Origin of the sequence: Novosphingobium sp. HR1a (assembly GCF_015594425.1) — a bacterium.
GTDB classification, from domain to species: Bacteria; Pseudomonadota; Alphaproteobacteria; order Sphingomonadales; family Sphingomonadaceae; genus Novosphingobium; species Novosphingobium resinovorum_A.
In genome coordinates this window covers 20,545-33,575 of sequence record NZ_JABXWS010000111.1, presented here as the reverse complement: position 1 = coordinate 33,575, position 13,031 = coordinate 20,545, and the positions used below count along the sequence as shown (strand labels likewise).

Annotated in this window: 10 protein-coding genes and 1 pseudogene; 5 read left to right on the top strand and 6 right to left on the bottom strand. The window is 62.2% G+C overall.

What is annotated here, in order from left to right; translation table 11 throughout:
• The 4 genes from HWN72_RS29075 to HWN72_RS32120 form a co-directional block, all read left to right on the top strand.
• The coding region (locus HWN72_RS29075; RefSeq protein ID WP_309141601.1) for an anti-sigma factor domain-containing protein at positions 1–705 on the top strand (705 nt) is incomplete at its 5' end.
• 82 nt (positions 706–787) lie between these two features.
• Positions 788–1,348, top strand: a complete 561-nt coding sequence (locus HWN72_RS29070) for a fasciclin domain-containing protein (RefSeq protein ID WP_211152127.1) — start codon at positions 788–790, stop codon at positions 1,346–1,348.
• A 93-nt stretch (positions 1,349–1,441) separates the two neighbouring features.
• Positions 1,442–1,933 carry a peptide-methionine (R)-S-oxide reductase MsrB gene (gene msrB, locus HWN72_RS29065; protein WP_211152126.1) on the top strand — a complete coding sequence of 164 codons (492 nt, stop codon included), beginning with the start codon at positions 1,442–1,444 and terminating at the stop codon, positions 1,931–1,933.
• A gap of 107 nt (positions 1,934–2,040) precedes the next feature.
• Positions 2,041–2,232, top strand: coding sequence for a hypothetical protein (locus HWN72_RS32120; RefSeq protein WP_211152125.1), 192 nt, complete (start codon positions 2,041–2,043; stop codon positions 2,230–2,232).
• A 435-nt stretch (positions 2,233–2,667) separates the two neighbouring features.
• Here HWN72_RS32120 and HWN72_RS29055 read toward each other — a convergent pair whose 3' ends face one another.
• The 6 genes and pseudogenes from HWN72_RS29055 to HWN72_RS29020 all read right to left on the bottom strand — a co-directional run bounded on the left by HWN72_RS29055 (position 2,668) and on the right by HWN72_RS29020 (position 10,246).
• Positions 2,668–3,591: a nucleotidyl transferase AbiEii/AbiGii toxin family protein gene (locus HWN72_RS29055; protein WP_211152124.1), complete on the bottom strand. Its 924-nt coding sequence runs from the start codon at positions 3,589–3,591 to the stop codon at positions 2,668–2,670.
• A pseudogene (locus HWN72_RS29050) lies at positions 3,578–4,384 on the bottom strand (type IV toxin-antitoxin system AbiEi family antitoxin domain-containing protein). The gene HWN72_RS29055 and the pseudogene HWN72_RS29050 overlap by 14 nt, the downstream one beginning before the upstream one ends.
• A gap of 770 nt (positions 4,385–5,154) precedes the next feature.
• A complete protein-coding gene (locus HWN72_RS29045) occupies positions 5,155–6,897 on the bottom strand; it encodes an amidohydrolase family protein (protein ID WP_211152123.1) in 1,743 nt (580 codons plus the stop codon).
• A 114-nt stretch (positions 6,898–7,011) separates the two neighbouring features.
• Positions 7,012–9,150: an ATP-binding protein gene (locus tag HWN72_RS31435; protein WP_248006444.1), complete on the bottom strand. Its 2,139-nt coding sequence runs from the start codon at positions 9,148–9,150 to the stop codon at positions 7,012–7,014.
• A gap of 112 nt (positions 9,151–9,262) precedes the next feature.
• On the bottom strand, positions 9,263–9,439 hold the full coding sequence (locus HWN72_RS29025; protein ID WP_197524513.1) for a hypothetical protein: 177 nt from the start codon (positions 9,437–9,439) through the stop codon (positions 9,263–9,265).
• A 366-nt stretch (positions 9,440–9,805) separates the two neighbouring features.
• On the bottom strand, positions 9,806–10,246 hold the full coding sequence (locus HWN72_RS29020) for a response regulator (RefSeq protein WP_202950135.1): 441 nt from the start codon (positions 10,244–10,246) through the stop codon (positions 9,806–9,808).
• A gap of 162 nt (positions 10,247–10,408) precedes the next feature.
• Between HWN72_RS29020 and HWN72_RS29015 the strand changes: the two genes are divergently transcribed.
• Positions 10,409–12,979 (top strand): HWE histidine kinase domain-containing protein, encoded by a 2,571-nt coding sequence (locus tag HWN72_RS29015; RefSeq protein ID WP_069710014.1) that lies wholly within the window; start codon positions 10,409–10,411, stop codon positions 12,977–12,979.
• The last annotated feature ends 52 nt before the right edge of the window (positions 12,980–13,031 follow it).

Sequence of the window (13,031 nt, the reverse complement as noted above, 5' to 3'; positions counted from 1 at the left end):
TTAAAGATTGCCTGGGCCATGGTTGACGCAGCTGAGGAACAGGATCGCGGTGCTCTCGCCGCTGAACTCGCGCTGGGGCTGCTGGAAGGAGCCGAGCGAGCGCAGGCCTTGCGCTTGTGCCTATCCGATCCGGTCTTTGCACGGGAGGTGGAAGGATGGACCACAAGGCTGTCGCCCTTGCTCGATGCTCTCCCGCCCGTCCTGCCTTCGTCCCGGGTCTGGCATACGGTAGCGGCGCGCATCGGAGCCGCCCCGGAGGCGCCAAGCCCGAACCGATTGCATGCCTGGCGAGCGGGTGCGCTGATGTCTGGAGCCATCGCGGCAGCGCTCGCCCTATTCGTTGTACTGCGCCCGGTCGAGCCGACTGCACGCATGCCAATGGCGGTCTCGCAGTTAAAGGGGACCAATGAGGCGCAAGTTCTCGCCATCAGCTACGACCCGCACAATGGCATCCTGCAGGTCGGCTCGCAGGCGGAGCCCGGCGACGGCAAGCACGCCGAGCTATGGGTCATCCCGCAGGACGGCGTCCCGCGCTCGCTGGGAATGATGGCGCACCAAGGAGGCGCCATTCCCGTCGATCCCGCAATGCGCCCGCTTATTGCTGCGGGAGCGACGCTGGCCGTTACCATGGAAGATCCCGCCACCGCGCCCCATGCCGCGCCGAGCAGCCTGCCGGTGATGACAGGAAAAATCTCGATGATCTGATTTCTCCTGCATCCGGACCAGCGTGCGCTCCGTATCTTCGGGGCATTCCATCCAAAGGAGTGCGCGAAAGAGGATCCCTGACATGCAAGCAGTAACCCGCAAGTTCGCCTCCGGCCTGGCCGCCGCCCTGTTGCTCAGCGGCGGCGTAGCCATTGCGGCCAAGAACCCGATGGTGGGCGGTGCCGCGATGTATTCGACCAAGGACATCGTCGACAACGCCGTCAACTCCAGGGACCACACCACCCTCGTCGCCGCGGTTAAGGCTGCTGGGCTCGTCGATACGTTGAAGGGTCCCGGTCCGTTCACCGTCTTCGCGCCCACCAACGCCGCTTTCGCCAAGCTGCCCAAGGGCACCGTGGATTCGCTGCTCAAGCCTGAAAACAAGGCGACGCTCTCGAAAGTGCTGACCTACCATGTTGTCGCGGGCCGCATGACCGCCGCCGAAATCGCCGCCAATGCCAAGGCCCATGGCGGCAAGGCCACGCTGACGACGGTAGAGGGCGAGAAGCTGACCGCCTGGAAGGACAAGACCGGAGCCTGGTGGCTGACCGACGCCAAGGGCGGCAAGGCGAAGATCACCATCGCCAACGTCATGCAGTCGAACGGTGTCATCCACGTGGTCGACACCGTGCTGATGCCCTGAGCACGATATCGATGATACATGGGGCTTGTGGGCCGTTGGCCCGCCGCCCCATGTATCTCCTGCATACTTTCAAGCGACAGGATTTTCGAGGTCATGACTTCGAGCTTTTTTCCCTTGGACCGCCGCGCCTTCACGTCGGCGATGATCGTTGCAGGCGCGATTGCACTGACGGGTAGACCAGCTGTCGCCGCTCCGGCAGCAAGTCTTCGCCTGCCAGACGCGGAATGGCGCCGACGACTATCCCCTCAGGCCTATGCGGTGCTGCGACAGGGAAGTACCGAGCGCCCCTATTCGAGCCCGTTCCTCAAGGAACACCGCAAGGGTCGCTTTCTTTGCGCGGGCTGCGACCTGCCCTTGTTTTCGTCCACTACCAAGTTCGATAGCGGAACGGGGTGGCCCAGTTTCTGGAACCATTTCCCGAGCGCCCTGAAGATCGTTGCCGATCGCTCCATGGGCATGGTTCGCAGGGAGGTGCGTTGCGCCCGCTGCGACGGGCACCTCGGCCACGTCTTCGACGACGGACCACCCCCGACCGGCCTACGTTACTGCATGAATGGCGCTGCGCTGGCATTCCGGCCCGCCTGACGCGCGCCACCGGGATGGTCAGGTGCGCGGCCGGAAGGGCCGGGTCGTGACGCTTGTCGCCCATAACGGCCACCAGATAAGCACCGGCTGTAAGGCAAGGCTGGTAAGTGGTAGGCCAGTCCCAGTCCGTGGCCCGGCTTCGCAAGGTCGAGCAGCATGTGCTGGACATTCGCCGACGAGACGCACAGGGCGTAAGCGGCGAGCCCCCATGCCGCAGCAGCGCGAAGCCCAAGCTTCCAAGGCTGCCCGATTCCCGCGGCACCGGCGATCTCGGCAAGACCGGTCAGCATGACGACTAAGGCACGCGCAGGAACCCAATCCGGGACAATGGCGACGAATAGTGCCGGGATGATCAAATGTAGCGTGCCAGCTACGGCATAGAGTATCGCCAGCACTGCACAGGAATATCTACGGACTCTCATGCGTGCAGGATCGTACAAGCCACGCAATTAGTCACGAGCGACGCTGTCCCGACGTTTCATCGGATAGCTGCTTGGCAGCCGCTCCCGCACCCGACCCTTCAGACCCTCAGCGCCGGATTTCGACGCCTAGATCCGGACCGGCAGCTATCCCGGCAGGTGTCGATCAGACTTGGCAATGCCTTGCCCCGCGTCAGAATGGCCGCTCTTGTGCCTAAAGTGGCGCAAGAATCTGATTTTGATCCTGCGCGTGTCTGACGACCAGTTCGGCCGCGGGAGAAGTCTGCGAGGTTCCTGTCTGGTAAGGGCGATAGTTCATCCGTCAGCTGCGAATATGGCCTCAAGGCGCTCGATGAGACCTGCCCTGCGCTCGGCGGGAAGCTTGGCAAGGTTCTGCTGCCTCCATCTTACGGCGGGCAGATCGGCGGCTCGGGGCAGACCAAGCAGATCCCAATCCGGCTCACCGCGCTTAAAGCCAAGCAGGAAACGGCGATGCTCGGCGGGCATGTCCGTGACCATGAGCCGCACCAGCGTTTCGCGCACCTCGATCAGCTCACCCAGCGGCACAGGCTCCTGGGTCATGCCCTCGAACCCGCGCGCGAACTCCTCCTCGAGATCTTTTCGCGTTGGCGCAAGGATGTCCGCCATCGGCCGGTTGTGGCTCAGGATGTAGACGACGAACGCTCGGCGAAGCTCGTCACTGATACCTTCGTTGACCAGCAAATCCCGCACATCGAAGAGGTCACGTGGATGCTGGCGGTCGAGTGCGGCGACGATCTTGCCTACATAGAGATCGGCGAACGAGACCACGGAGATCCGCGCATAACCGAACGTGTCTTCCACGAGCGCCGAGACGTCCGTCTCGACAGGCTCGTAGACGGCCCCGCGCAGCACCAGTGTCACCTCGATCTTGATCTGCGTGGTGCCATCGCGAACGACCAGCCTTGTGACGATGCCTTCCTTCTGGAGCCGACTTCGCGCCACATGGACCCCGGGGATGCCAGTTTCGATCCGTTGCGCGATCCTTTCCATGTCGGCGTCAATGGCGGCCAGCGAGACCTTGCGTTTCGCCACGGGGAGGTAGGTCAGGTCGATATCGACCGACAGGCGCGGCATGTCTCTCGCGAACAGATTGATCGCGGTGCCTCCCTTGAGGGCGAAGTCGGGTTCGGCAGCCACGAAAGGGATCGTGCGCAGCAGCAGCGCTACCTGATTGTGGTAGTCTTCAAGAAAGGCCATCGAGCTCTTCCGGAACGGTGATGAGGTAAGTAGGATCCAGCTTGCCGCCCTTCACGAGCACGCGCTTGCCGGTACCAAGGTCCACGGCCGAGCGGTCCAGCCGCTCAAGCTAGGCATGGCGATGGCGGTCGGCAAAGTAGAAGAACAGTCGCTTTACCTTGATGCTGGTGCAGGATTCCAGCTGGACCTGCAGGCTGCGGGGACTGAGGTTCGCCAGGCCCTCCATCAGCATGTCGACCTGGTGGAAGGTTTCGCGGCCCGGCAGCTCGTCGAGAAGCTGGAACAGGGCCCGTTCGGCGCTGGCGAGGCGCATGCCCCATTTGGCGGTTCCGCCACTGATTAGAAAACCGCCCGGCAGGAAGGGAAGCGGCTCATCGCTCGCACCGCTCTGTGCGTCATCGGATTGCGTGACGACCGGATCATCAGGAAACAGCCGCCGGCTGTTGTGCCAGACAAACTCCACCTCGAGGGGCAAGGCGGCAAGCCAGCCGGGTGGCCTTTGCGCGCCATAGAGATGAACCTCCCTGCGCCGCCCCAGATAGTGGCCATACCCCAGTTCCTCCAGCGCGCTTCGCCCGCCCACGGTCAGGTCGCTCTCGAGGAAGGTCTGGAGGGATATGATGGCCTCGCGCCAGCCGATCGGGCTGTTTCCGCGGCGATATACGCGCGGAGCCGGCTGATTGAGCCATCCCGCCTTGACGTACTGGCTGCGAAGCGAGGAGGAGTAGCCGCGACGCTCCAGCCAGGCCGCATCGACAAGTGCGCCATCCGGAAGTTGCTGGAGCCGGTTCAGCTTTCCTCGATTTCGGTAGCCATACTAAGCATTATACCGATAATTCAAACCAAAGAGAAGTTTGAAAATCTCTGTAAAACTGTAGCATGACTTAGCATAGTGACACGACTTCAAACCTGGAGTTCGAAAGCAGTGCGCCTTTGCTGGTACCACCAGTAGCTATGCAGCGACAACACCCAGCAATCCTTTCCAGGCTTCGGGGCCAACCTGATCCGTGACGAACCACCGCTACGGATGTCAGACCTCGTTTCTGAATGCAGAATTTCCAGATGGTCCAGGTGAAGTGCGATCATGAGGGCAACACTTGGCAGATCACAGAGGCGTGGAACAAGAATGAATACGGCCGGTGATGCGGTACTTCGCCGACGAGCAGTTGGTGAGCGAATCCGCCCCTGCCGGGACGTGGGCTGAGCCAATCCGCTTGATGGGACGCACCGGCTTTTCGGCGAGTGCGCCGTCCAAATAGGAAGGTTCCGTCCGCCGAAGACCCACCGTGCGGCGGCCCATGCCGACCGCGAAGACGACCCTGAACCCGGCATACGGTCAGTTCAAAATCTGCTTGCCAAAAGAGCTGCGATTAGACGCCCCCATCAGCTTTTTTCAGGGCAAATGCTCCGAAGCGGACCGAGGAAAATGTCCCAACACTTGTCCTCCAAAGCTGACTTCCATGACATCGCCAACGTCAGATTCTGTATTTCAGGCTCTCGATACCGGACCGAGGACAAGGCCCCCATCCTCAACACATGGCAGCGGAAGATCTCTCATCGGCCTCAGATCTTCGGCACCTCGACCTTCGGCGCACGGTGCCTTAACAGCCGACCGGGCATCTCGCCCGTTGCCTGATCGTGTTCCCGCGTGATCGTGCCGTTTACCATCGTCAAGCGATAACCGCGCACATCCTGCAGCAGGCGGCTTGCGCCCTGCGGCAGGTCATCGACAATAGTTGGTTTACCCAATGCGAGGTTCCCGAAGTCGATTACGTTGATGTCCGCCCGCATTCCCGGCTCCAGCGTGCCGCGATCGATGATGCCGATCGAGCGCGCAGTGTCACGTGTCATCATCCGCACCACCTGTTCGAGCGGAATGATCGCCCCGCGTGATCGATCGCGCGCCCAGTGGGTCAGCATAAAGCTGTTCATCGAACCATCGCAGATCGTCATGACGTGAGCTCCGGCATCAGAAGCGCCAAGCACGGTTGCAGGATGCTCGATCATGGGCTTCAGCTTCTCCAGCCCGCCACCGACATAGTTGTTGATCGCCAGCAGCAGGCGCGGGTGGCGGCTGGTCTGGAGCATCATGTCGTAGACGTAGGATTGCGGGGTGGTCGCTGTCGCAGCGGCCAGGCCGACCACGTTAACGCTGTCGTCCGGCTCGTAATCGGCCGTCTCGCCTAGATCGAAGCAACTGCCCCAGTGCTGGTTGAGGAATGCGCCGAAGCTGCCGTCAGGATCCGTCTCGCGCAGGATGCGCGCCTTGACCTGCGGGTCTGCAAGTGCGGCCAGCCATTCGTCACGCGGGAGACTGGCCTTCACCTGGCGGAAAGCCGGTCGTTCCATGAACGGATGCGTGCCGTAGAAGCTGAGCAGCGCGCCGATGCTGCGCCCGCTCACCTGCCCGAATACGCGCGAGCGGCCGCCGGTGTTGATGCGGGTCGCCCAGTCCAGCTGTTCCTGCCAGTAATCGGGGTCAAGGTTGGGCTGCAGCAACAGCATGTGCACGTCGACGCCGGTTTCGGTCACGATGTCGTCAAACAACGCCATTTCGCTGCGGATGCCCTGCGGATCCTCGCCAACGACGCCGGCAGGCGCGAATTCCATGACGCCACGGTGCCGCGCAACTACGCGGGCAAGCGCCACCAGTTCCTCGCGGTCGACCTCGAAATCGGGGGTCATGTCACCGTGAACAGTGCGATGGACTGAAGTTCGCGAACTGGATACGCCAAATGCGCCGGCCCGCATGGCTTCATCAACGAGGCCAGCCATCCGCTCGATCTCGTCGACATCGGCCTTGCGGCCGGAGCCAACCTTGTCGCCAAGAACGAAAAGGCGCAGCGGTCCGTGCGGGAGATAGCATCCCACGTCGAAGCTGCGCGGCTTGGAATCCAGCACGTCGAGATATTCGGGGAAGCTGGACCAGTTCCACTCCAGCCCGGCGTGAAGTGCGCCGCCGGGGATTTCCTCCACCCCATCCATCAGATCGATCAGTCGCCCTTCGTCTCCCCGGGCGACCGGCGCGAAACCGACGCCGCAGTTACCGAGGATCGCAGTTGTGACGCCCGAACTGAACGAAGGGTCGAGCAGCATGTCCCATGTCGCCTGCCCATCGTAATGCGTGTGAATGTCGACCCAACCGGGCGTGACCAGCAGGCCCGAAGCATCAATGCTGCGATGGGCCGGGCCCGACAGATCGCCCACGGCGACGATGCGCCCGTCGGCGATGCCGACATCCCCCGTGAAGCGCGGCCGTCCCGTACCATCGACGATCTCGCCCCCCTTGATGAGCAGATCTAGCATCCGTGTCTCTCCCGATTATGTCGGGATGTTACGTCGCAACGCCAGCCTTGCGCCCTATGCAAAAGGATAGCCGAAGCGGTCCAATGGGCGCAGCTGATCGTTCATGTGAAGCTGTCAAGAAATGGGGATTGTCGGAGCCCCGAGCGGGTCTTCTACCACTGTCACAATGATTGGAGCGGCTTCCTTCGCCGGCATGATCTTTTCAAGCGCGATCGAGAGTTCTGCCTGCCGAAACGGCTTGCTCAATCGCGGCAGGTCCGATGCAAGGCCGATCGCGTCCGAATACCCCGAGACGATGAGGACCGGCAGCGACGGCCGGATGGCGAGAGCCGCGCGCACCAGTTCGACCCCCGTCATGTGGGGCATGAGATGGTCGCTGATCATGACACAGATGCGAGCATCGGATTTGATGAGCGCAAGCGCTTCGTGACCTGAAGCCGCTTCCAGAACCTCGAACCCGAGATCGACCAGCATGTCGGCCGTGCTCGCGCGTACGAGCGGTTCATCGTCCACGACGAGAGCCACCCCGGAACCGTGCATCTCGTGGTTCGATGAAGCGGTGATCGCCGTCTGCCTCGCACCGGTGGCCGGGAACCATAGCGCAATGGACGTACCCGATCCCGGCTCGCTTTCTATCGTGAGCGCACCGCCAAGTTGCCGGGCCAGTCCATGCGCCATCGAGAGCCCTAAGCCCGTCCCCTGTCCGATCCCCTTTGTCGAAAAGAAAGGTTCGATCGAACGCAACTGGGTGTCGGCATCCATCCCGAGGCCCGTATCCGAAACGCTTACCACGACGTAGTCGCCAGGCTCGATGCCGGGTGCTGCCAAGTGATCGGTGCGTTGCAAATGAGCGGAGATGACGAGTGAGCCGCCGTCAGGCATCGCGTCGCGGGCGTTTACCGACAGGTTCAGCAGAGCCATTTCGACCTGATGCGGATCAGCGACCGCCATCGGCAACTCGGCTGCGAGATCAAGTCGAAGCTCGACTTGCGGCCCGACGGTGGTGCCGATGAGCTCCGACATCCCGATGACCAGGGCAGCCATGTCCACAGGCTCTGGATGCAGCGGCTGACGCCGCGCAAAAGCAAGAAGTCGCTGGACCAGGACGCGCGCCCTGTCGGCCGACTGCAAGGCACCGCTGATGAGGCGCTGCTCCCTTTCACTGCCAACCTGACGCCTGTGCAGCAGGTCGAGGCTGCCAATAATCGGCGTGAGCAGATTGTTGAAGTCATGCGCGACGCCGCCGGTAAGCTGGCCCATCGCTTCCAGTTTCTGCGACTGCCTTAGCGCGTCTTGCGTACGCACGAGTTCGCGCGTGCGCTCCTCGACAAGATGTTCAAGCGTTGCGGCAGAGGTCCTCAGAGCCTCTTCCATCCTCTTGCGCTCGGTGATGTCGACGGAGACACCGGACAAGCCGATTGGAGTGCCTTCATGGCGAAACGAGGGCTGTCCACGCACCCCGATCCAGCGAATGTCACCATCCGGCGCCAGCACCCGGTACTCGACATCGTACTCGCAACGCGTCGTCAGGCTCGCGGCAATGGCGGCATTGACCCACTCTCGGTCATCCGGATGGATCGCCGATTGCAGGTCCTCGTAGGTGAATGGAAGCGCCGGATCGCGTCCGAAGTTCTTTCGGCAGGCTGCGGATGCATCGAGCGTGCCCGACGCCACGTCAAACGACCACAGGCCCATGCGCCCTGCCGCCAGCATGGTGGCCTTGAGACGCGCGTCCTCCTGATTGAGGTCGAGCAACCTTGCATTTTCCACAGCGATCGCCGCAAGCCGCCCCAGGCTTTCCAGTCGGGCAATGCTTCCCTCGGGCGGAGTTCCCGTGGTGGACCAGTAGGCGCCCAGCGCAGCGACAGGGTCGGGGCGACCGATCGGCACCATAGCAAGACTGCGAACAAACGTAGGTTCATAAGCGGTCTGTGGAATGCGCGGATCCGCTCGTACATCGCTGACGATCACGGTCTCGACATGCTGCATGGACCAGCCGGAAATGCACTGGTCGGCAGGAAATCTGCGTCCACTCCACAACGGGGCGATGGCGTCTTCGGCAACGTACGAGCATTGGTCGCCGTCCTTGAGCACGACTGCGATCCCATCGGCGCCGATTGCGCCGCGCGCCGTATCACGCAGTACCTCTACGACCGCTGGCATCGACCTGGCCGAGGCCAGGCGTTCGCTGGCTTCTACGAGGAACGACTGCGATGCGTTCGATTCCAGCCAGGATGCGCGATTTTGGGTCATGGAAACCTTTCAGCCCATGCCCTTAGCATGGCAGTACGGTCATGACGATCCGGAATGAACGAGCAAGGTCTGGCATGGTACGACCTTGGCGCGAGAAGTCCGAGCCCGGCAGCTATTCTCCTTTCCCATTCAGCATGGCCTGCGCCTCGCGTGCGGCATCGCCCAGGCGACGCGCCCACGATTTCTGGCCGGCAAGATTGCTGATCAGGTCCTGGCGCACTTCGATCTCGGCATACGCAATGCCGTGGGAGAAGGCGTGGCGAGGGACGGTATAATCGGTATCGTCCATCGCATAAGGTACGTTGTCTCCCGCGGTAATGTCGCATTGGTCGGCACCCGCTGAGCTGGCGGTGGACCTACCAGCTCACCGGGCTTCGCCTGCGGCGGCTCGGGGGCCGATGGCCGTGCTTTCAGAATTCCTCCAGGCCGGTGACCTGAAGTGTCCTTCTACACTTCGGTAATGATCTCCCCGATCCGCGCGCCCGGCGTTTCTACCGCAAAAGTTTGGTCGGAAACTTTTCGGCGAGCGGCGTTGCGACACAAGCGAACCCCTCGACTGCCGGTCTCAAACGGCCATCTGCTGCAAGGTGACCTGTGAGCAACGCTCACCTGCCTCGTCTTTCAACCAGCACAGTCTATACCGGAAAGCGGTCCTTTACGGGTTTGCCTGCCTGAGCGGCGCTGGTTGTTCATCGTCCGGCAGCAGCTCCTGCAGGCGATCATAGACCACCTCGGCACTGAAGGGCTTGTTTATGAAGATGGCCCCCTCGGGTAGGTCATCCTCGGTTGGCTGGACCATCCCGGAGGCAACGAGAATATGAACGCCCGGCCAGGCAGCGGCGCACACTCTGGCAAGTTCGAAGCCGTCGCGCTGGCTCGGCGGCATCTGGACATCGGTGAAGAGCAAGCTGATTTTGCCGCCATTGGCGTCCAGGATTTGCGCCGCCTGCTCCACGCCGCTCGCCTCGAATACTTGAAATCCGGCATTCTCGAGAATCTCGGCCGAGTTCATCCGCACCAGAGGATCATCATCCGCGATAAGGGCAAAAGGTCTGCAATCGTCCGGCATGTCTGCTCCAGATGTTTTGAGCAGCAACGTCGAGAGCCTCGGAATTGATCCAGCATGCCAGCGGGCTCACGCTGGATTTCGCGCTGCGTTCATAGGCACCGCGCCATTGGCACTTGGCGGGAACCGCCCGCATTCAGGTTTGTTGAACGGTAGTTTTTCGGCGTAGCGGCCTTACTGATTGGGGAAAATGTGGCTGACGCGGAATTTCATGTCGACCTGACGAACTGCGACCGGGAGCCGATTCACCTCCTGGGGGCGATCCAACCGGTCGGATTCCTCATTGCGGTCAGCACTGACTGGATCATCGCGCGCGTCTCGGCAAATCTTGGCGAGTTCCTGCCGTTCGATGCCCAGGCGGCCATCGGAACGCCGCTGACTCAGCTCCTTCCGCCCAAGCTCGTCCATGACTTGCGCAACAGGGTCGCCTATCTGATTTCCCCGGACACGGTCGAACGCATGTTCGGGTGCCAGATCAGCGAGAACGGCCCTCCCTTCGACATCGCGATCCACAACTCGCGCGGCCAGATCATAATCGAAGCCGAGCCGGGCGCTCACAGCAATGGCGATGCATCGGGCGCCGTCCGCTCTATGATGACAAGGCTCGATAACCAGCCGGACCTGCCAGCCTTCTACAAGGAAGGTGCCCGCCAAATTCGCGCGCTGCTCGGCTATGACCGGGTCATGGTCTACAAGTTTGCACCCGACGGTGCGGGCGAGGTTGTCGCCGAAGCCTGCAAGTCGGGCATTGGCTCCTTCAGAGGGCTGCATTACCCGGCGAGCGATATTCCCCGCCAGGCCAGAGCCCTCTACAAGCGCAACCTCATCCGGGTCATCCGGGATGTAAGCTGCGTGCCCGTCGCAATTGTGCCCGCGCTCGACGAGCACCGCAAGCCACTCGATCTTTCGCTGTCCGTGCTGCGCTCGGTTTCGCCCATTCATATCGAATACCTCAAGAACATGGGCGTCGAGGCATCTCTTTCGATATCCATCCTGGTCGATGGCGAGCTGTGGGGCTTGTTCGCCTGCCATCACTATTCCCCGCGCGCGCCTACCTTCGAGCGCCGTTCGGTCAGCGAACTCTTCGCCCAGATGTTCTCGATGCGGCTCGAGAGCCGCGAGCGGCGTGAACTCATCGAGTACGAGCGCCGCGCGCGCGATATCTCGGACCAGCTTCTGGGTGCCGTCGCGTCAGATGAAACCCTGCTCAACGATCCTGATTGGCTTGCCGACATCCTGACCAGCGCGATCCCGGCCGATGGTGTCGGGGTGTGGTTAAACGGCAGCTATGCTTTCTCCGGCGTGACGCCCCCGACGGATGACTTCCGCCGCATTGTCCGGGCCCTGAACGGGACAGCGGCAGGCAAGGTGTTTGCCACGGACCACATCGGATCGTTAGTCGACAAGGCCGCCGCATTCGCTCCCCAAGCTTCGGGGCTGCTTGCCATTCCGATTTCCCGCTCGCCGCGCGACTATGTCGTGCTGTTCCGCTCGGAGATGCGGGAATCGGTGCGCTGGGCCGGTGACCCGCACAAGCCCATCGCCTACGGTCCCAATGGCTCACGCCTGACGCCGCGCGAAAGCTTTGCCGAGTGGCGTGAGAACGTGGAGGGCCGCTCGCGGCCGTTTACCTCGTCCGAAATGCGGGTGGCAGAAACACTGCGGGCAACGCTCATCGAAGTCGTCCTGCGTCTTGCGGACGAGGCTGCGGCGCAGCGGCATCAAGCCAATGCGCGCCAGGAGCTGCTGATCGCGGAACTCAACCATCGTGTTCGCAACATCCTTGGCGTCATTCGCGGCCTGATCCGCCAATCGCAGCCCGACGAGGATGCAGTGCGCGATTTCGTGAAGGTGGTCGATGGACGCATCCATGCGCTTGCCCGCGCGCACAATCAGATCACGGACGATCACTGGGGACCCGCCCCATTGCAAGCGCTCATCGACGCGGAGGCGGCGGCATTTGCCGCCGACAAGGAAACATCGATCTGCTCCGAAGGCCCGCCGCTGCTGCTCAATCCGCAAGCCTACTCAACGATGGCGCTCGTCATCCACGAACTGGTCACGAACTCGACAAAGTACGGCAGCTTGTCGGGCGACGGCGAAGTACGCATCGCCTGGGATCGCAATGATGCCAATGACCTCGTCCTCACATGGCAAGAAGCAGGCGGTCCGCCGGTAACGCCGCCTACACGCAAGGGTTTTGGTACCACGATCGTCGACCGTTCGGTGCCATATGACCTGGGGGGCTCCTCTGAAATCCATTACGATCCTGCGGGCGTACGGGCAAGGTTCCGCATTCCGGCGCGCCACGTTTCCGTCCCGCGCAATCATCAGGGGCCGTACGTGAAGCTTCCGGCGCCCCCGCATCACGCACAGAATGCGCCGCCGGCGGACCTGCTGTGCGGACGGTCGGTAATGCTGGTCGAGGACAGCCTGATCATCGCCCTCGATGCGGAAGATATCCTGACCCGGCTTGGTGCCGAACTCACCGCGGTATCGACGGTTGAAGCCGCCCATGACGCGCTCGATGGCTACGCCCCGGACTTTGCAGTCCTCGACATCAACCTTGGTGACCAGACGAGCTTCCCGGTCGCGGACCGGTTGCTGGAAATGGGCGTGCCGTTCTTCTTCGCGTCGGGTTACGGGGAGCAAGCGAAGCTTCCCGATGAGCACAGGGCGAGGATGGTGGTTCAAAAGCCCTACACCGCCCATAATCTCGCGCGAGCGGCCGAGGAACTGCTCGGCCTGGAACCTATCAGTTGACCGTTGGCCAGGCGCGCGCATGGCGCTCCGCCACAAACGTCGATCTGTCAGG

Coding starts and splice junctions, on each gene's coding strand:
- HWN72_RS29070 (WP_211152127.1), top strand. CDS start 788: ATGCAAGCAGTAACCCGCAAGTTCGCCTCCGGCCTGGCCGCCGCCCTG.
- msrB (WP_211152126.1), top strand. CDS start 1,442: ATGACTTCGAGCTTTTTTCCCTTGGACCGCCGCGCCTTCACGTCGGCG.
- HWN72_RS29055 (WP_211152124.1), bottom strand. CDS start 3,591: ATGGCCTTTCTTGAAGACTACCACAATCAGGTAGCGCTGCTGCTGCGC.
- HWN72_RS29045 (WP_211152123.1), bottom strand. CDS start 6,897: ATGCTAGATCTGCTCATCAAGGGGGGCGAGATCGTCGATGGTACGGGA.
- HWN72_RS31435 (WP_248006444.1), bottom strand. CDS start 9,150: ATGACCCAAAATCGCGCATCCTGGCTGGAATCGAACGCATCGCAGTCG.
- HWN72_RS29025 (WP_197524513.1), bottom strand. CDS start 9,439: ATGGACGATACCGATTATACCGTCCCTCGCCACGCCTTCTCCCACGGC.